The sequence below is a fragment of the Pseudomonas sp. Leaf48 genome (assembly GCF_001421885.1).
Classification (GTDB): domain Bacteria; phylum Pseudomonadota; class Gammaproteobacteria; order Pseudomonadales; family Pseudomonadaceae; genus Aquipseudomonas.
Genome location: NZ_LMLH01000021.1, coordinates 1 through 18,178, shown reverse-complemented (window position 1 = coordinate 18,178; position 18,178 = coordinate 1). Strand labels below are relative to the sequence as shown.

Here is an 18,178-nt window from a genome sequence, read left to right as displayed (position 1 = left end):
TTCAGCCATCACCCGGGCACGCGCCTGAGCTGGATCAGCGTGCAGGCCAACGAGCGCCTGTTCGGCGACTACGAAGGCACCTGGGGCCTGATCCGCCTGTTCGAACAGGCGAAAGTCACTGCGCTCAACGACACCGACAGCCAGTTCCGCGTGCAACTCAGGGCCCCCGACGGCCTCGACCTGACCTGGCACTTGCGCACCGAACTGGGGGCGGGGCCGTTGGCGTTGCTGAAGTTGCGCGGCTTTGAACTGCCGGCGCAGATTTTTCTCGGCAAAGGCTCTCAAGCACAGCCTTATGCACAGAATGGAAATTACCCATGAGCCTGCTCACACTGATCAATCGCTGCCTGGGCGAACGTGACCCGCTGGTGCTTGCCCGTACCGAAGCCGACCGCTGGCAAGGCTGGTTGCAACCCATCAGCGCGCAGTCAGCGGTGGGTGAAGATCCGAGTTACGACGATGATTTCCAGCACATGCGTGAAGAGGTCAACAAGCTCTCCGGCGCGAATGTCGACGAGGTCATTCAATTGGCGGAGCAATTGCTCGGCCAGCGCAGCAAGGATTTGCGCATCGCCACTTATTACCTGTGGGCACGCCTGCAGAAGGACGGTGAGCAGGGCCTGGCCGATGGCCTGGGTCTGTTGGCGGCGCTGGTCGAGCGTTACGCCGGCGAGGTGCTTCCGCAACGGGCCAACAGTCGCAGGATGGCCCTGGAGTGGTTGACCAGCGCCAAGGTGCTGGACAGCCTGGTGCTGTTCCCGGAAGTGGTCAAGGCCGAGGCGGAGCGCACGGTGGCGGCGCTCGCCTGGCTGGAGCACGGGCTGCAAGCCTGGCCCGAGGACCAGCGGCCGCAACTCGATGGGCTGCACGGGGCATTGTCGGCGCGCCTGGCGCAGTCCGGCGGGGTCGATGCCGTGGTGCCGCAGCACAGTGCCAGTCACCCGTCCGTCAGCCAGACCAGCGCATCGGCTAGCCTGGCCATCAAGTCCGGGCGCGACCTGCTGGACAGCGGCCGGTCCCTGGCCGGTTACCTGCGGGACCAGCCACAAGGCTGGCTGGCGGCGCACCGCCTGATGAAAAGCCTGCGCTGGGACACCTTGCACGAGCCGCCCCTGCAGGACGCCAGCGGCACCACGCGCCTGGCACCGCCCCGGGGCGAATCCAGGGCGCAACTCAAACGCCTGTATCTGCAACAGAACTGGGGCGAATTGCTCGATCATGTCGAGCGCACGTTCGCCGAGGGGGTCAACCATTTCTGGCTGGACCTGCAGTGGTATCTGGTCCAGGCCCTGAACAAACAACCGCCGCCCCAGGATGGCTGGGCGGACATCGTCAAGCGCGACCTGGGCATGCTTCTCGAGCGCCTGCCGGGCGTGGAGGTGCTGGCGTGGAACGACGGCACACCGTTTGCCGACGAGACCACCCGTGAGTGGATCGCTCAGCACGTCAGTGCCCAGCAGTCGCGCCAACTCCTGCCTGCAGCGGCCCCGGCAGCGGCCAGTGCCGATGTCGAGATCCTGTCGCTGGAAAGCGAGGCACTGGCCCAGGCGGACAGTGACGGCGTCGAGCAGGCGCTGGCCTGGCTGGCCGCTCGCCCCGGCATCCACAGCGGTCGCCAGCGCTGGCTGCTGCGCCTGCTGATGGCGCGGGTGGCCGAGCAATGTGGCAAGAACGACCTGGCCCTGCATCTGCTCGGTGAGCTGGATGCCACGGCCGAGCGCCAGGCCCTGGCGGACTGGGAGCCGGAATTGAATTTCGAGGTCAAGGCGCGCCTGCTCAAGCTCACGCGTCTGAAGGCGCAGCGCAACGACGCCGACAAAACTGCCCTGGCCAGGCGCATGGAGGCGTTGCTGGCGGCGCTGGTCGCCATCGATCCGGTACGCGCCGCCGTGCTCTGCGGTTGAACCTCATTTATCAGGATTTTTCAGCATGGACAATCTGACCCTGCGTTATTACGACGCCGAGATGCGTTACCTGCGCGAAGCCGGCCAGGAGTTCGCGCAAGCGTTCCCCGACCGCGCGGCGCAATTGAACCTGGACAAACCGGGCGCCCGCGATCCTTACGTGGAGCGCCTGTTCGAAGGCTTCGCCTTTCTGATGGGGCGCCTGCGGGAAAAGCTCGACGACGACCTGCCGGAGTTGACCGAAGGCTTGGTCAGCCTGTTGTGGCCCCATTACCTGCGCACCATTCCCTCGCTGTCGATCGTCGAGTTCAAGGCGCAACTGACAACGATCAAGCGCAGCGAACTGATCGCCGCCGGTCAGGAAGTGCTCTCGCAACCCATCGGCCCCCAGCGCACCCAATGCCGCTACACCACCACCCAGGACCTGCGGCTGCAACCCATCGAACTGCAATCCTTGCGCCTGGCCCATGAGCCCGACGGCCGCTCGGTGTTGTGCCTGCGGTTTGCCTGCGCAACGGAGATCGACTGGAGCCAGATCGACCTCAGTCGCCTGCCGATGTACCTGAACGCCGATGCGCCCCTGGCCAGCGCGCTGCATCAGGCCCTGACCCTGAATGCCGAGGCGTTCTATGTGCGCCGGCCAGGCGAGGCGCAACGGGTCGCCCTGGCAGGTCATTTCGCGCCCAAGGGCTTTGCCGACGAGGACCGCCTGTGGCCCAAGGGCGACAGCGCGTTCAGCGGTTATCAGTTGCTGCTGGAGTATTTCACCTTCCGCGAGAAGTTCATGTTCGTCACCCTCCATGGCCTGGAGCAGGTGAACATCACCGCGAACATGCCCTGGTTCGAACTGGAGGTGGTCCTGCGCGAGTCGTGGCCGCAGGCATTCAACCTGAGTGCAGAACACCTTCGCCTGCATGCGGTACCGGTGATCAATCTGTTCACCCTGGAAGCCGACCCGATGCTGCTGGATCCGTTGCAAACCGACTACCTGTTGCGCCCCATGCGCCTGCAGGACGGTCACACGGAAATCTACTCGGTGGACCGGGTCACCGCTTCGAAAAACGCCGAGCGCCTGGACTACGTCCCCTTCAGCAGTTTTCGTCACAAGGGCGGCATGCTGCGCGACGAGGCGCCCGAGCGTTACTTCCATACCCGCCTCAAGCGTGGCGCCAACGGCCTGCACGATACCTGGCTGATCCTCGGCGGCGACGGCTTCGAAGAGGATCGCGTGCCGGGCAGCCAAAGCCTGTCCCTGCAACTGACCGGCACCCACGGCCAGCTGCCACGCAAGGCGTTACAAAGCACCGTCCTCGACACCTTGGTCAACACCGCCCTGACCGGCTTGCGCGTGCACAACCTGAGCGCGCCGACCTTGCCGTGCTATCCGCCGAACAACGACCGGTTCCACTGGCGCGTGCTCAGCCACCTGGGTTCGAACTTCCTGCCGATGCTTGATAACGCCGAGGTGCTACGCGGCACCTTGGCGCTGTACGACTGGACCGGCAGCGAGCTGAACCGCCGTCGTCTGGCGGCCATCGTCGACGTCAAACACCACCTGGTGCAGCGTTTCGAAAAGGGCTTTCTGCTGCGCGGCGTGGACATCGAAGTGACCCTCGATGCCAACGGTTTTTGCGGCGAGGGCGACATCAGTCTGTTTGGCGAGATGCTCCATCGTTTCTTCGCCCTGTACGCCGACATTCACCTGTTCAACCAGCTCACGCTGATCCTTCAACCTACTGGAAAGTGCCTGCGATGGAACGAGAACCACAGTCAGCGAATTCCCGGCTGAAAGCCGCGGGATTGCTCGAAGCGCTGCAAGGGCGGGTGGCCGAAGCCAGCCTGTACCGTTTCTGCCAGCTGCTGGAGCAAGCCCTGCCGGGAAATCCGCCGCTGGGCAGCACCAGCCACCCGGCGGACGACCCGGTACGCTTTCGCCCGGACCCCGGCATGGGCTTTCCTGCCGGTGAGCTCAAAGCCATCGAAATCGATGACCGACAACCGCTGCGCCCGGCGACGGTACGCACGCGGCTGTTGGGCTTGTACGGCGTGGATTCACCTTTGCCGACGGCCTTTATCGACGACATTGCCCAACGCCGCGACGGGCATGAGGCGCTGGAGGCGTTCCTGGATATTTTCAACCACCGGATCTTCACCCAGTTCTACCGGATCTGGCGCAAGTATTCCTACCCGGCGTCCTTCGAAGCCGGCGGCACTGATGCGACTTCGCAATGCCTGCTGGGGTTGGTCGGGCTCGGGATCCCCGGCACCGCCAAGCGCATTGCCACGCCGGTTTCGCGCTTTCTTGCACTGCTCAGTGTGATGCGCATGCCCACTCGCAATGCCGAAGGCATCACCGCGCTGGTAGCGCTGCTGGCTCCTGAAACCCGTGCCAGGATCACGCCGCACTGGCCGCAGAAAATCCCCCTGGCGCATCCGGCGAGCCTGTCGGCGAGTCGTCCGGTCAGCCTGTCCCAAGGCACGCCGCTGGGGAGCAACGGATTCGACGCCAACAGCCAGCTGCACCTGGCGCTGTTCACCCGGGACCAGGACGAAGCGCGGGGCTGGTTGCCCGATGGCCCGCTATACAACGACCTGCTGGTGTTGCTGCGGGTCTATCTCGGCTGGCGTTGCACCGCCAGGCTGCAGCTCTCGTTGCCGGTGCGCAGCCTGCCGCAACCGTTGCTGGGGCGGGCGCCGATCCGCCTGGGCATGACCGGCATGCTGGGTTCGGGGTGCGCCACCTGGCAGGACGCGCAAGACGACAGCATCACCATCAATCTGGGCCGCTATCAGGGCCTGTTGAAGAACACTCGGAACAGGGAAGCACAACATGTCGCGTACCGTTGGTAATCCATTGATCCTGGTAGCGCTGGCGGTACTGCTCGGCGGCTGCGGCGTCACCCAGACGGTCAGCGAAGGCACGGCCTCCGCCACCCGTTCGATTTTCTACAAGCAGGTGAAAGACCTGCACCTGGATTTCAGTGCCCGCACGGCCATCAACACCGATGCCGCGGAAATGAATGCGATGTCGGTTCCGACCCTGGTACGGGTCTATCAACTGAGCGATAGCAAGGCGCTGCAAAGGGCGACCTACGACAGCCTGCTCAGTGGCGACGAACAGGTGCTCGCTGGCGCGTTGCTCGATACCCGGGCACTGGTGATCAAGCCGGGCGAAGGTGCGCAATTGAATGTGCCGCTGGACAAGGACGCGCGTTTCGTCACGGTGGTCGGGTTGTTTCGCAACCCCGACGTGCAGGCCAATACCTGGCGCCTGACCTTGAATCGCGATGACCTTGATCCGGACCGGGCGCGGGTCATCGAGCTGGGGGACAACCAGTTGACCTTGCGCGAACTGGCCCGGAAATGACCATGGCCGATCTCAATCCTTCGCTTTACGAAACGCTGCTGCAGAACTTCGACGGAGATCTGGAGCTTCATCAAGTCAACGAAGAGGACCAGCACACGCTGTCGGTGCTGGACAACCTGCAGCGCATCCTCAACAGCCGAGCCGGGACACTCGCGCATCTGCCCGATTACGGTCTTCCCGACATGGGCGGGATCCTGCAGGGCCTGCCGGGCTCGGCGCACCGGCTGCTGAGGGACATGGAGGACACCCTGGTCAAGTACGAGCCGCGCCTGGCGAGCGTGCACATCGAAACGCTCGAACAGGCTTTGCCAGGCCATCTGGAGTACAGCCTCGATGTACGGCTCAAAAACGGCCGGCAGGTCACCTTCGGCACCACCCTGGCACCGGAGGGCAAAGTCCTGGTGCGACATCTGAAACGACAGCAATGGCTGTCGCAATCCTGACCCTTTAAAGCAATGGAGGCTGACGGTGCTATATGAAATGCGTATTCGGCTGGGCGGTGATCCGCGCGGTCATGGTGAGTTTATTGCGCTACGCGAGGAGCTGGCGAAGCTGAGTCATCCGGCCTGTCCCGACGTGGATTGGGCCAGGGTGGAACAGTGGTGCCTGACGCTGTTCGACCACAACGGCGCGGACCTGCAGACGGCCGCCGCGTTTGCCCTGGCACGCAGTCAGCGGCATGGTGTGGAAGGCATGTGCCAGGGGGTGACGCTGATTGAAACCCTGTGCGGCCAATGGGCGGCCTGTTGGCCCCCCATGGCGTCGGTGCGCCTGGATATCCTGGCCTGGTTGTGCGTGCAGTGGCAGGCGTTGCTGCGCACCCTGGGGGCGCCACACTTCCCCGAGCTGCTGCAGCTCGACAGCGGGCTTGCGCGCTTGCAGCAGCGTCTGGAGCAACACGCCCAACCGCCGGTGGTTGCCTTGCATGCCTTGCGCCAGCAGATCGAGAGCCTGATCCGGCGCATGCAACACACCAGCGTTGTGGTCGGCACACTCTCGCCGCCGGCAAGGGAGCCGGCGCCGGCTGTGATGATGCCTGTGGTGATATTGCCGCCTAATCCCATGCCCATGCCTGAAATGCCTGGGGTCAGGCGTCCTGTGGCGCGGTGGCTGGCTGCGGCCGCCGTTGTGACTGGCCTGGTCAGTGGCGCCTGGTGGCTGGGCTCGTCCGGTGTCGGCGAGCAGCGCCTGGCGCAGTTACTGGAGCCGGCACCCACTGTTGTCGCACCGGTGCGCCTGGACAGCCTTTCGCTGTTCGACGCCGGGAGCGCCGAGCTCAAGCCGGGTTCGACCAAGATTCTGGTCAGCGCTCTGGTGGATATCAAGGCTCAGCCTGGCTGGCTGATCGTCATTGGGGGGCATACGGACGGCCGCGGCAGTGCGCAGCAGAATTTCCAGCTGTCCCATGCCCGTGCCTCTGCGGTGCGTGACTGGATGCAACGCATGGGCGACATCCCCGACAGTTGTTTTGCTGTCCAGGGCTTTGCGTCCAGCCAGCCGGTCACCAGCAACGACACCGAAGCCGGGCGAGCGGCCAACCGACGAGTCGAAATCAGCCTGCTGCCACAAACCGGCGCCTGCGGGCAGGATGTGCCTGTGTAGGCGCTGCCAAAGGTGGCGATCTTGCACCACCCGTAGGAGCCGGCTTGCTGGCGATGGCGGCCGCATTGGCGATGCACCATTGAAGACCGCCATCGCTGGCAAGCCAGCTCCGGGGGTGGTTCAGGCCTTGATGACGTACCCAAAGGCCCGCGTGCGACCCTCAACTTCCTTCAGATACACACCTTGTAGCTCCGGCGTGAACCCCGGCAACGCATTGATGCCTTCTTCCAGCGCCAGGAAGTACTTGAGCACCGCGCCGCCCCAGACTTCCCCCGGCACTACGCACAGCACGCCAGGCGGATAGGGCAGGGCACCTTCGGCGGCGATTCGCCCCTCGGCGTCCGCCAGCGCCACCAGTTCGACGTTGCCACGGATGTATTCGATCTGCGCTTGCTGCGGGTTCATGGCAATTTTCGGGAAGTGTTCCTTGCGGAACATCGCCTTCTGCAACTGCTGCACGTTGTGCTGGCGGTACAGGTCGTGCATCTCCTGACAGAGCTGGCGGATGCTGTAGTTGCGGTAACGCTCCTGATGCTGCGCATAGATCGTCGGCAACACCCGGCTCATCGGTGCGTCTTCATTGACGAAGCGTTCGAAGCGGGCGATCTGCGCGGCGAGGTGGGTCATCTTCGCCCAGTCTTCGGCTGGCGTGAGCAGGAACAGGATCGAGTTGAGGTCGCACTTTTCCGGAACGATGCCGTTCTCGCGCAGGAAGTTGGCGAGAATGCCGGCATGGATGCCGAAGTCGGTGTAGCTGCCATCGACCGGATCGATGCCGGGGGTGGTGAACAGCAACTTGCAGGGGTCGATGAAGTATTGCTTCTCGGCGTAGCCGCCGAACGCGTGCCAGCGATCCTTCGGATGGAATTCGAAGAAGCGCAGGTCACGGGCAATCTCTTCAGTCGGATAATCTTCCCACTCGCGTCCATCGATCCTGTCGGGCACGAACGGACGCACCAGGGTGCAGGCTTCCAGAATCAGCTTGCGCGCCTCAATGCCGAACTTCACGCAGTCTTCCCACAGGCGCAGGCCGCTGCGGCCGGCATGAATGCGCGCATTCACATCCAGGGAGGCGAACAGCGGGTAGAACGGGCTGGTGGAAGCCTGGGCCATGAAGGCGTTGTTCAAGCGATGATGGTTGCAGTAACGGGCCTGGCCCTTGATGTGCCGGTCTTTCTTGTGCACCTGTGAGGCCTGGGAGAAACCAGCCTGCTGCTTGTGCACCGATTGGGTGACGAAGATGCCGGGGTCGTTCTCATCAAGTTCGAGCAGCAGTGGCGAGCAGTCCTTCATCATCGGAATGAACTGCTCATAGCCCACCCAGGCCGAGTCGAACAGGATGTAGTCACACAGCTTGCCGATGCGATCGACGACTTGCCGGGCGTTGTAGACCGTGCCGTCATAGGTGCCCAACTGAATGATCGCCAGGCGAAATGGTCGTGGCAGCTGTGCCTTGTCCGGTGCGACCTCGGCGATCAGCTCACGCAGATAGTCTTCTTCGAAACAGTGGGCGTCGATGCCACCGATGAAACCGTAGGGATTGCGCGCGGTTTCCAGATATACCGGCGTCGCTCCGGCCTGGATCAGTGCGCCCTGGTGGTTGGACTTGTGGTTGTTGCGGTCGAACAGCACCAGGTCGCCCGGGGTGAGCAGGGCATTGGTCACCACCTTGTTCGAGGCCGAGGTGCCGTTGAGCACGAAGTAGGTCTTGTCGGCGTTGAACACCTGCGCCGCGTGTTTTTGCGCGAGCAGTGCCGGACCTTCGTGGATCAGCAGGTCGCCGAGTTTGACGTCGGCATTGCACATGTCGGCGCGAAACAGGGTTTCGCCGAAAAAGTCGAAGAACTGGCGGCCTGCGGGGTGTTTGCGAAAGAACTGGCCGCCCTGGTGGCCGGGGCAGGCGAAGGTGGCGTTGGCCGATTCGGTGTAATGCTTGAGCGAGTCGAAGAAGGGCGGCAGCAGGCTATCTTCATAGGCCTTGGCTGCTGTTTCCAGTTGGTTGCCATGGTATTCGACGTTGCTGCGCGACAGATCGAAAATGCCCTTCACCTGCAACAGCACGTCGGTCAGGTGCTTGTAGACCTCCCGGGGGTGGGTGCTGGTGCCCGGGGAAGCCACCAGAAAAATCGGAATATCGAAACCGGTACGCTGGATGACGTCCAAAGCGCCAGCCAGGACATCATTGACCGACACCACCGCCACTGCGACGTCGGTGTAGTCGGTATGGCTGAGCGGGACGACCTCGCGGGTGTTCTGGAACGTTTCAACGGTGCCTTCGCTGGCAGCTATTTTCAGGGTTTTCATCGTGGCCTCTCCTGGCTGGCATCCAATTGCCCGCGTTGTTGGAGAGATAAAAATACCGGGGAACGCTTTCAGTTCCCTTGATCGAAATCATGTCGGCTGGAACTGTCAGGCTTCTGGCGGCCAGTCACGAGGGTTGTTCCTGGCGCGGCAGATCAGGCATGGCCCAATGCAATGGCAAACGAGACCACGATCATGCACGCGAAAGCAAAATTGAGATTCATGAAGTTTCCATCCAAAGCATGTAGAGACGGCGCTATCTTGAACAGGTCACGAAAAAATAAAAAATTCGCCTTCATGATTTGAATGATCGAAAGAAATGATACTTGGCTGTGTTGTTTTGCTGCCGGGTTTGTGGCCACGGGCAACGTCGAGGATGACCGGGTGCCGGGGGGCGGGGTGGTGCAGATGGACGCCTCACCCCGAGCCCCGGCTTACGTAATGAGCCGCGCCAGCGCCTCAGCGCAATCGTTCGAGCATCTGGTAGTACCACATGCCAGCGGCGAGCATCGGGTTGCCGAGCAGGTCGCCCATGGGCACGCGGATGTGCTGGCAGGCGGCAAAGGTGTCGAACTGTTCGAGCTGCCCGGTGATGGCCCGGCCCATGATTTCGCCCATGATGTGGGTGGTGGCGATGCCGTGTCCGGAGTAGCCCTGGCAATACCAGACGTTGTCCGAAAGCTTGCCCAGTTGCGGGATGCGGTTGATCACGATGCCCATGGCGCAGCTCCACTGGAAATCGATCGCCACGCCTTTGAGCGCCGGGAAGGTCTGTTCGATGCACGGGCGCAGTTCGGCGGCGATGTCCCGTGAGTCCTTGCCGCTGTAGTTGGCGCCGCCCCCAAACAACAGGCGACCGTCGGCGGTGAGGCGGTAGTAGTCGAGCACGAAGCGGCAGTCGTAGACCGCCAGGTCTTCGCGGTTGATCTGCCTGGCGAGGTCGCCCAGCGGCGCGGTGGTGACGATGCCACCCATGGCCGGGAAAATCTTGCCCTTGAGCTTGCCCGGTTCGAGCTTGTGATAGACGTCGCCGGCCAGCAGCACCTGATTGGCGTCGATGCGACCCTGGGCTGTGCGTACGCCTGGCGTCGGTCCGTGGATGATTTCCAGCACCTCGCTGTTTTCGAAGATCAGCGCGCCGAGACTTTCTGCGGCGCGGGCCTCGCCGATGCACAGGTTGAGCGGGTGCAGGTGCATGTTGCGGGTGTTCTTGATGGCGCCGTGGTAGAGGTCACTCTCCAGCAGGTCGCGCACCTGACTGCGGTCGAGCAGGCTGACCTGCTCGCCCATGCCACGGCGCACTGCCTCGTCGTAGTCCTTGCGCAAGCCGTCCATGTGCGCGGGTTTGTAGGCCGCATGCAGGTGACCGTGCTTGAGGTCGCAGGCGATGGCGTATTTGTCCACCCGCTGCTGGATGATCTGATGCCCGCGCCAGCGCAGATGCCAGATGAAATCGTCGACCTCTTCGCCCAGGGTGCGGCGCATCTGTTTGCGCATGGCCTCGTCGCCCGACAGGCTGCCGGTGACCTGGCCGCCGTTGCGCCCGGTGGCGCCCCAGCCGATCTTGTGGCTTTCGACGATGGCGACTTTCAGGCCTTTTTCCGCCAGTTCGAGCGCCGTGGCGACGCCGGTGAAGCCGCCGCCGATGATCACCACGTCGACCCGGTGCTGGCCTTGCAGGGTCGGGTAGTCGGTGTCCTGATTGAGGGTGGCGGTGTAGTAGGAATTGCAGTGTTGAGTCATGTCAGTGTCCAGGCAGAATTCGAAGAAACTCAATGCCAGTCAGGTGAGCGCAGCCCTGGTGGGAGCGGGCTTGCTCGCGAAGCGGTGTGTCGGTCACCATTGATGTCGGATGACACACCGCCTTCGCGAGCAAGCCCGCTCCCACAGGGATCTGCGTAAGACTGAACAGGGAGTGATAGGCGGGAGCTCGGCGATCAGGCGAGCAGGGCGCTATCCGGCGGGCGTGCGGAGTGGCGCAGTTTCGAACGGCGCAGGGCCATGGGCAGGTTGACGATGCGTTTCATGAGGCAGTGCCGCCCGTGGCCAGTAGCGAGGTGGCCGGCGTCGAGACTTTCAGCAGGTGCTGTTCTGACGGCAAGGTGTTCATGGCGCGTGTTTCCAGGGCGGAAAACGTCGGAGGCGGGTTTGGTGAACCTCCGCGGAACACCGATAGTAGGGGGCATTCCCGGGCCTGTAAATCTCTAATACGACGATTTCTGCAATGCCCGGGTGAGCCGGGACCAGGCCCTGGCAGGCCCGGCTCATTGATCGCCATTCAAGCCAGAAGGTGAACCCCGAGGCCGATCAACCCGCAGCCAATCAGCACTTCAATCACCCCGCGCTTGAAGCGAAACAACGCAATCGCCGCAGCCAGTGCGATCAACGCCGAAGGCCAGTCCAGGTGACCGCCAAAGCCGTTCGGCCAAATCACGTGGTAACCGAAGAAACACGCCAGGTTGAGAATCACGCCGACCACGGCGGCGGTGATCGCTGTCAGTGGCGCGGTGAACTTCAGTTCGTTGTGCGTCGACTCCACCAGCGGCCCGCCTGCCAGGATGAACAGGAACGAAGGCAGGAAGGTGAACCAGGTCACCAGCGTGGCGGCAACGGCTCCGGCGACAAAGGCCTGCTCCGGCCCGAAGACCTGATGCACGTAAGCGCCGATGAAACCGACGAAGGCCACCACCATGATCAATGGCCCGGGGGTGGTCTCGCCCAGTGCCAGGCCATCGATCATCTGCGTCGGCGTCAGCCAGCCAAAGTGGCCGACCGCACCCTGATACACATAGGGCAGCACGGCATAGGCGCCGCCAAAGGTCAGCAGCGCAGCCTTGGTGAAGAACCAGCTCATCTGCGTCAGTGTGCCGTGCCAGCCGAACAGCACGGTGAGGATCGCCATCGGCAAGCTCCACAAGACCGCACCGACGAGGACCAGGCGCAGCAGTTTGCCGCGACTGAAGCGGGCATGCCCGGGGGTTGGCGTATCGTCATCAATCAACGCCGGGCCGAAGGATTTTTGCGCGGCGCCGTGGCCGCTGCCGCTGAATTTTTCCGGCGCCAGACGCCCGCCGAAATAACCGAGGATCGCTGCCCCCAACACGATCAAGGGAAACGGTACATTGAGCAGGAAGATGGCCACGAATGACGCCGCAGCGATGCCCCACATCCAGCCGTTTTTCAAGGCCCGGGAGCCAATGCGATGGGCCGCATGCACCACGATCGCGGTCACCGCCGGCTTGATCCCGTAAAACAGCCCGGCCACCACCGGCACATCGCCAAAAGCGATGTATACCCAGGACAGCGCGATCAGGATGAACAGCGACGGCAGCACAAACAGTGTCCCGGCGATCACGCCACCCCAGGTGCGATGCATCAGCCAGCCGATGTAGGTCGCCAGTTGCTGGGCTTCAGGCCCAGGCAGCAACATGCAGTAGTTGAGGGCATGCAGAAAGCGCCGCTCGGAAATCCAGCGCCGGCGTTCGACCAGTTCCTGATGCATGATGGAAATCTGCCCGGCCGGGCCGCCGAAACTGATGAAACCGAGTTTGAGCCAGAAACCAAAGGCTTCGCGCAGGCTCACCGGGGCGGGTTTTGCTTGTGCGGAGTCACTGTCAGGGGAAGGCGTGAGGCTCAAGCGGAGGTTCCTTGCGCAGTTGCTTTGAGCCAGTGACTGTAGCCATGCGGCGGTGCTTTGAACAGTCGGTTATCGCGGTGTATTCGCCCAGCGTTCGGCCGCGGACCGGTCGCTGTCACGGGCATCGACCCAGCGTGCGCCCACGCCCGTGTCTTCGCGCTTCCAGAGCGGCGCGTCGGTTTTCAGGTAGTCCATGATGAATGCACAGGCCTCGAACGCCGCATGGCGGTGCTGGCTGCTGACGCCGACGAACACGACGGGATCAGTGACCGACAATTGGCCGATGCGGTGCACGATCTGCACCGCCTTCAATGGCCAGCGGGCCTTGGCGTTGTCGATGATTTTTTGCAGCGAACGTTCGGTCATGCCGGGATAGTGTTCCAGGAACAGGCTGGCGACTTCCTGGCCGGCGTTGATGTCACGTACGTAGCCGATAAAGTTGACCACTGCACCGACCGAGGGATCATTCGCCCGCAGGCTGTCGATCAGTTGGCCGCTGTCGAAGGCTTTGTACTGGACGCGTACCGTCATGTCTCAGCCTCCGGTGACCGGCGGGAAAAAGGCGATCTCGTCGAAATCCTCGATCGTCCGGTCCGGGTGGCACAGTTCCTGGTTCAGCGCACACATCAGGTTGTTTTCGCCGAGGACGTCGTTCCAGATTTCACCGCGGGCCATCAGCAATTGACGCACGTCTTCGATGGTCTTGAGGTTGTCGGTCAGGGGCAGTTTTTCACCACCGAGGTTGAGTTGCTCGCGGTAGCGGGCGAAGTAGTTGATCAGGATCATTGTGCGTCCTCGAACTGGAAGTGTCCGGAGCGGCCACCTTGTTTGCTGAGCAGGCGGATATCGTCGATGACCATGCCGCGATCCACCGCTTTGCACATATCGTAGAGCGTCAGCGCAGCGACACTGACGGCGGTCAGTGCTTCCAGTTCGACGCCGGTCTGTCCTTCGAGGCGGCAGGTGCCGACGATCTTCACGCTGTCCGGTGCGCAGGCCGTGAGTTCGACGCGGATCGAACTGAGCAGCAAGCTGTGGCACAGCGGGATCAGCTCATGGGTTTTCTTTGCCGCCATGATCCCGGCGATCCGCGCCACGGCGAACACATCGCCCTTGGGGTGGCCGTTGCTCTGGATCATTTGCAAGGTTTCCGGGCGCATGCGAACCCAGGCCTGAGCCTGCGCCTCGCGCCGGGTCAAGGCTTTGTCGCTGACATCGACCATGTTGGCGCGGCCCTGGCTGTCGAGGTGGGTCAATACAGGTGGTGCATCACAAATGTCTGTCACGGGGGAAACTCCTGCGCTCATGGGCGCGGTCATCAAAGGGAAATATCAGGCCGGGCTGTAAATGCGCGGCGCGTTGCGATGGGGGACGTGGATCAGGTTGAGTCGATGTTTGAGGGCCCACTGCACCGTCAGCGCGGTGGGCGCGGACAGGCTGACCAAGGTGCCCAGCTTCGCCCGGACCGCTTTGTGAATCAGTTCCAGGCTGCAGCGGCTGGTGACCACGGTGAAGCCGCAACGGCTGTCGATGCCGGCGTGCTGCAGGGCGCCGATCAATTTATCCAGGGCGTTGTGGCGACCGATGTCTTCCCGGCAGATCAGCGCCGAGCCTTGCGCATCGAAGTACAGCGCGGCATGTAATGCACCGCAGCTGCGGGCCATTTGTTGCGCTTGTTCGATGCGCTGGCGGATATCGAGGAAATGCTCCGCCGGGGGCAAGGCGACCGGGTCGAGACTCTGCAGTTTGGGCAGGGCCTGTTCCAGCGCCTCCACACCACAAAGGCCGCAGCCGCTGGTGCCGGCCATCTGTCGACGATGATTTTTCAGGGCCCAGAACGCGCGACTGGAAATCTGCACATCCGCCTGCACGGCCTGGTCAAAGCAAGTCAGGCGCAGGTCGTAGATTTCACTCTGGTCTTCAACGATGTCGTTGCTGACGCTGAAGCCGCGGATGAAGTCCTCGAGGTTGCCGGGCGACACCATCATCACCGCCTGGCTCAGGCCGTTATAGGTAATCGCCAGGGCAATTTCCGCCGCCAGTGGCGCCTGGCAGACTGCCGCGCCACTGACGTATTCGCGGAAGTTCACATTCAACGGTTTTGGCGCAGGGGCATTGGTGTCGCTTCGATCATTGATCTGTTCAACTTGGCACGACATGAAAAGAACCTCGAAGCGCTGAATTGAGTTCAGGCTACGGGTAACTATTTAATGCGTCCAATCGCTTGTTCCGATGCGCTGATTGGTGATGTCTATCGTCCTTGGCGAAGTTGTCCGAATCGTAATTAATTAAAATTAATATTAATATTGATCAGTTCTTCGATGGAAATAACAGTCGCGCTTCGGCGAAGCATTTTTCGGCAATCGCCGAACGCGGTTCGGTCTTGCGCATGACCAGGCCCAGGGGCGCGAGCACGCTGGCATCGGGCAAGTTGATGAAGGCCAGGTGCTCGATGGGTTCTTCCAGGCCGCTGTCCAGCGGCATGATGGCGCAGCAAAAGCCTTCGTGAATGCCCTGGAGCAACTGGTAAGTGGAGTCGCTTTCCATGATCGGCTGCGGGTTGAGCCCGCGACTGCGGAAACTCAAGTCGATGGATTTGCGATAGTGCATGCCCGTGCTGAGCATCCCCAGCGGCAACTCGGCGGCGTCTTCCCAGCTCATTTCGCTGCCTTCGAAATGGAAGTGCCGGGTGTCGTAGAGAAGACCGACGCGGGTCTCGCCGATCTCGAAACACTCGAAGTAGTTCGGGTTGACGTGGTCTAGGTAACACACCCCCAGGTCCAGTTGATTGTTGCCTAGGCCCTCGATGATCTGATCGGAACTCAACGAGGACAGGCTGAACTTGAGCTCGGGGAAGCTGTGGGAAAGGCCCTTGATGTAGCTGACCGGGTTGAAGCTGCTGAGCGGTACCAGGCCCAGGCGCAGATTGCCGACCAGTTGGCCACGGCAGGCGGCGGCTTCGGCGAACAGGCCGTCATGGGCGGCCAGCAGGGTCTTGGCCCACGCCAATACGCGCTCGCCGGCTTCGGTAAAACCCTCGAAGCGCTGGCCGCGGGTGACCAGCACCAGGTCCAGTTCATCCTCGAGGTTGCGCAGGCGCATCGACAGGGTCGGCTGAGTGATATGGCAGCGCGCGGCGGCCTGGCCGAAGTGGCGTGTCTGCTCCAGGGCGATCAGGAACTTGAGTTGTTTGATGTCCATGACGGCACCTGGTGAGGGAGGAAAGGAGAGGTAAGTATTGACTCAGATGCGCTGGGCACAAGGTTTGCCCGCTGACGATCTCATTGTCTTTGTCGAGCGTCCAATCGGTTGTATTTAAAGGCTCATCGATACGCTCTATCATGCTGGATTACTGCAAGGGAAATATAGCCGTTTAATGCCGAATAGTGCTGATAAACGTGCTCGATAGTGTGGTTGGTTAGAGTGATTAGACAGTGCTTGATCTTGCACTTTAGTCTCTGGATGTTAATGAGTTAATTCCTTCAGGAGAATTCCATGAGCGTTAAACCGGATGCATTGTTTATACCCTTGAATATTGCCGTGCTGACTGTCAGCGATACCCGTGAATATGCCAATGACACGTCCGGGCAGTTGCTGGTCAGTCGCCTGCTGGAAGCCGGCCACACCTTGAGCGAACGTAACCTGCTCAAGGACGACCTGTACAAGATTCGTGCGCAGGTCGCGACCTGGATTGCCGATGAGGGTACTCAGGTGGTGCTGATCACTGGCGGCACCGGCTTCACCGGGCGCGACAGCACACCTGAAGCGGTGGCCTGTTTGCTGGACAAACAGATTGAAGGTTTCGGCGAACTGTTCCGCGCGATATCCATCCTCGATATCGGCACTTCCACGGTGCAGAGCCGGGCCCTGGCCGGGCTGGCCAATGGCACCCTGGTCTGCTGCCTGCCCGGTTCCACGGGTGCCTGCCGCACCGCGTGGGAGGGCATTCTCGCCGAACAACTGGACGCCCGGCATCGGCCCTGTAACTTCGTTCCCCACCTCAAGTCCGTGCAAGCCTGCGGGCCACGGGGATGACGGGCTCAGCGTTGATGCCGCTGGAGGACGCCATCAGCCATTTGCTGGTGATGGCTCAGGAGCAGCGTTTACAAGACAGCGAAGCGGTGTCGCTGAGTACTGCGCGGCAACGGGTGCTGGCCAACGATCTGGTGGCGAGCCTGGATCTGCCGCCGTGGCCGAACAGTGCCATGGACGGTTATGCCCTGAATATCGACGGCTGGGACGGGCAACCCTTGCCTGTATCGCAGCAAGTGTTTGCCGGGCAGGCGCCCATGGCCCTGGAAGCCGGGAGCTGCGCGCGCATCTTCACCGGCGCCCCTGTCCCTGGCGGGGCCAACTGCGTGGAGATGCAGGAAAACACCGAGGTGCTCGATGACGGACGCGTGAGCTTCAGGCAGCCGCTCACCGAGGGCTGCAACATCCGTGCGCAAGGCCAGGAGAACCGCGCCGGGGATGTATTGTTGCGGGCGGGCCAGCGTCTGGGGCCGTTCGAGTTGGCGGTCGCGGCGGCGCAGGGCTGCACCCAGGTGCAGGTCGTACGGCGGCCACGGGTGGCATTACTGTCCACGGGTGATGAACTGGTCGAACCAGGCGCTCCGCTCAAGCCCGGCAGCATCTACAACAGCAATCGCACCTTGTTGAGCCATTGGTTGAGTGCGTTGGGATGCGAGGTCATCGATGCCGGGATTGTTCCTGACGACCCTCGGCAGACCCGACTAAAGCTCGAGCAACTGCAGCACGCGGCCGACCTGATTCTGACCACCGGCGGGGTGTCCGCCGGGGACGCCGATTGCCTCGGCCAGGTGCTGCGTGAATGCGGCAAGCTGCTGCTGTGGAAACTCTCGATCAAACCCGGCAAACCGCTGACCGTGGGCCAGTTTGGCAATGCGCCGGTGATTGGCCTGCCGGGTAATCCGACATCGGCCCTGGTGACCTTCGGCCTGTTGGCCCGGGCTTATCTGTTGCGTATTCAGGGTGTCGAAGACGTCGAGCCGTTGAGCGTGCCCGTCACTGTCGGTTTCGCCTGGCCGAAGCCGGGCAGTCGCCGGGAGTACCTCAGGGCCAGGCTTGAGGCCGGTCGCGCCGTGCTTTATCCAAACCAGAGTTCAGGTGTGCTGTTGGGTGCTTCGTGGGCGGATGGGCTGGTGGAAGTTTTGGAAGGCCGCACATTGCAAGCGGGTGATACGGCGCGGTTCATCCCGTTCAGCGAACTGTTCTGAATTGGCAATACATCTCTTGTAGGAGCGAGCGGGCTCGCTTGTATGGTAGGACTTGAAGGGAGGAGGAGGGACAAGGCTCGATTCTGACTGTTGACGCAGTACAGACCGTGGGAGATTTCGCCCCTCCTCC

17 protein-coding genes are annotated in these 18,178 nt (G+C 62.3%); 9 read left to right on the top strand and 8 right to left on the bottom strand.

Going from position 1 to position 18,178, the window contains the following annotated elements; translation table 11 throughout:
- From ASE98_RS26840 to ASE98_RS14215, 7 genes are all read left to right on the top strand, one after another.
- A partial coding sequence (locus tag ASE98_RS26840; protein ID WP_330219611.1) for a type VI secretion IcmF C-terminal domain-containing protein occupies nt 1–321 on the top strand: 321 nt, incomplete at its 5' end.
- A complete protein-coding gene (gene tssA / locus ASE98_RS14240) occupies nt 318–1,904 on the top strand; it encodes a type VI secretion system protein TssA (protein WP_060541971.1) in 1,587 nt (528 codons plus the stop codon). The genes ASE98_RS26840 and tssA, both read left to right, overlap by 4 nt.
- 25 nt (nt 1,905–1,929) lie before the next feature.
- Nucleotides 1,930–3,693 carry a type VI secretion system baseplate subunit TssF gene (gene tssF / locus ASE98_RS14235; RefSeq protein WP_060541970.1) on the top strand — a complete coding sequence of 588 codons (1,764 nt, stop codon included), beginning with the start codon at nt 1,930–1,932 and terminating at the stop codon, nt 3,691–3,693.
- Entirely contained in the window at nt 3,657–4,754 is a 1,098-nt protein-coding gene (gene tssG, locus ASE98_RS14230; protein WP_060541969.1) for a type VI secretion system baseplate subunit TssG, read from the top strand. Before tssF ends, tssG begins: the two co-directional genes overlap by 37 nt.
- Nucleotides 4,735–5,271, top strand: coding sequence for a type VI secretion system lipoprotein TssJ (tssJ, locus tag ASE98_RS14225; protein ID WP_060541968.1), 537 nt, complete (start codon nt 4,735–4,737; stop codon nt 5,269–5,271). The genes tssG and tssJ overlap by 20 nt, the downstream gene beginning before the upstream one ends.
- A gap of 2 nt (nt 5,272–5,273) precedes the next feature.
- On the top strand, nt 5,274–5,714 hold the full coding sequence (gene tssE, locus ASE98_RS14220; protein ID WP_060541967.1) for a type VI secretion system baseplate subunit TssE: 441 nt from the start codon (nt 5,274–5,276) through the stop codon (nt 5,712–5,714).
- A gap of 37 nt (nt 5,715–5,751) precedes the next feature.
- Complete coding sequence (locus ASE98_RS14215; RefSeq protein WP_236707802.1) at nt 5,752–6,873, top strand: OmpA family protein; 1,122 nt, start codon at nt 5,752–5,754, stop codon at nt 6,871–6,873.
- Nucleotides 6,874–6,993: 120 nt separating this feature from the next.
- Here ASE98_RS14215 and speF read toward each other — a convergent pair whose 3' ends face one another.
- The 8 genes from speF to ASE98_RS14175 all read right to left on the bottom strand — a co-directional run bounded on the left by speF (nt 6,994) and on the right by ASE98_RS14175 (nt 16,012).
- The gene (gene speF, locus ASE98_RS14210) at nt 6,994–9,177 is read right to left on the bottom strand and encodes an ornithine decarboxylase SpeF (protein ID WP_060541965.1); all 2,184 of its coding nucleotides are present in this window, start codon (nt 9,175–9,177) and stop codon (nt 6,994–6,996) included.
- A gap of 456 nt (nt 9,178–9,633) precedes the next feature.
- Complete coding sequence (locus ASE98_RS14205) at nt 9,634–10,917, bottom strand: NAD(P)/FAD-dependent oxidoreductase (protein ID WP_060541964.1); 1,284 nt, start codon at nt 10,915–10,917, stop codon at nt 9,634–9,636.
- 535 nt (nt 10,918–11,452) lie between these two features.
- Nucleotides 11,453–12,811: a chromate efflux transporter gene (chrA, locus tag ASE98_RS14200; protein WP_060541963.1), complete on the bottom strand. Its 1,359-nt coding sequence runs from the start codon at nt 12,809–12,811 to the stop codon at nt 11,453–11,455.
- A 69-nt stretch (nt 12,812–12,880) separates the two neighbouring features.
- A complete protein-coding gene (gene moaE / locus ASE98_RS14195; protein WP_060541962.1) occupies nt 12,881–13,342 on the bottom strand; it encodes a molybdopterin synthase catalytic subunit MoaE in 462 nt (153 codons plus the stop codon).
- 3 nt (nt 13,343–13,345) lie between these two features.
- On the bottom strand, nt 13,346–13,597 hold the full coding sequence (gene moaD / locus ASE98_RS14190; protein WP_060541961.1) for a molybdopterin converting factor subunit 1: 252 nt from the start codon (nt 13,595–13,597) through the stop codon (nt 13,346–13,348).
- Complete coding sequence (gene moaC / locus ASE98_RS14185) at nt 13,594–14,088, bottom strand: cyclic pyranopterin monophosphate synthase MoaC (RefSeq protein ID WP_371318055.1); 495 nt, start codon at nt 14,086–14,088, stop codon at nt 13,594–13,596. The genes moaD and moaC overlap by 4 nt, the downstream gene beginning before the upstream one ends.
- A gap of 54 nt (nt 14,089–14,142) precedes the next feature.
- A complete protein-coding gene (gene fdhD / locus ASE98_RS14180; RefSeq protein WP_060541959.1) occupies nt 14,143–14,970 on the bottom strand; it encodes a formate dehydrogenase accessory sulfurtransferase FdhD in 828 nt (275 codons plus the stop codon).
- A 151-nt stretch (nt 14,971–15,121) separates the two neighbouring features.
- Nucleotides 15,122–16,012, bottom strand: a complete 891-nt coding sequence (locus ASE98_RS14175) for a LysR family transcriptional regulator (protein WP_060541958.1) — start codon at nt 16,010–16,012, stop codon at nt 15,122–15,124.
- Between the two features lie 294 nt (nt 16,013–16,306).
- Between ASE98_RS14175 and moaB the strand changes: the two genes are divergently transcribed.
- Together moaB and ASE98_RS14165 are read left to right on the top strand one after the other, a co-directional pair.
- Nucleotides 16,307–16,846: a molybdenum cofactor biosynthesis protein B gene (gene moaB / locus ASE98_RS14170; RefSeq protein WP_060541957.1), complete on the top strand. Its 540-nt coding sequence runs from the start codon at nt 16,307–16,309 to the stop codon at nt 16,844–16,846.
- Nucleotides 16,843–18,048: a molybdopterin molybdotransferase MoeA gene (locus ASE98_RS14165; RefSeq protein ID WP_060541956.1), complete on the top strand. Its 1,206-nt coding sequence runs from the start codon at nt 16,843–16,845 to the stop codon at nt 18,046–18,048. Before moaB ends, ASE98_RS14165 begins: the two co-directional genes overlap by 4 nt.
- The last annotated feature ends 130 nt before the right edge of the window (nt 18,049–18,178 follow it).

Excerpts from the sequence above, each read along its gene's own strand:
- tssA (WP_060541971.1), top strand. The coding sequence starts at position 318 with ATGAGCCTGCTCACACTGATCAATCGCTGCCTGGGCGAACGTGACCCG.
- tssF (WP_060541970.1), top strand. The coding sequence starts at position 1,930 with ATGGACAATCTGACCCTGCGTTATTACGACGCCGAGATGCGTTACCTG.
- tssG (WP_060541969.1), top strand. The coding sequence starts at position 3,657 with ATGGAACGAGAACCACAGTCAGCGAATTCCCGGCTGAAAGCCGCGGGA.
- tssJ (WP_060541968.1), top strand. The coding sequence starts at position 4,735 with ATGTCGCGTACCGTTGGTAATCCATTGATCCTGGTAGCGCTGGCGGTA.
- tssE (WP_060541967.1), top strand. The coding sequence starts at position 5,274 with ATGGCCGATCTCAATCCTTCGCTTTACGAAACGCTGCTGCAGAACTTC.
- ASE98_RS14215 (WP_236707802.1), top strand. The coding sequence starts at position 5,752 with ATGCGTATTCGGCTGGGCGGTGATCCGCGCGGTCATGGTGAGTTTATT.
- speF (WP_060541965.1), bottom strand. The coding sequence starts at position 9,177 with ATGAAAACCCTGAAAATAGCTGCCAGCGAAGGCACCGTTGAAACGTTC.
- ASE98_RS14205 (WP_060541964.1), bottom strand. The coding sequence starts at position 10,917 with ATGACTCAACACTGCAATTCCTACTACACCGCCACCCTCAATCAGGAC.
- moaE (WP_060541962.1), bottom strand. The coding sequence starts at position 13,342 with ATGACGGTACGCGTCCAGTACAAAGCCTTCGACAGCGGCCAACTGATC.
- moaD (WP_060541961.1), bottom strand. The coding sequence starts at position 13,597 with ATGATCCTGATCAACTACTTCGCCCGCTACCGCGAGCAACTCAACCTC.
- fdhD (WP_060541959.1), bottom strand. The coding sequence starts at position 14,970 with ATGTCGTGCCAAGTTGAACAGATCAATGATCGAAGCGACACCAATGCC.
- ASE98_RS14175 (WP_060541958.1), bottom strand. The coding sequence starts at position 16,012 with ATGGACATCAAACAACTCAAGTTCCTGATCGCCCTGGAGCAGACACGC.
- moaB (WP_060541957.1), top strand. The coding sequence starts at position 16,307 with ATGAGCGTTAAACCGGATGCATTGTTTATACCCTTGAATATTGCCGTG.
- ASE98_RS14165 (WP_060541956.1), top strand. The coding sequence starts at position 16,843 with ATGACGGGCTCAGCGTTGATGCCGCTGGAGGACGCCATCAGCCATTTG.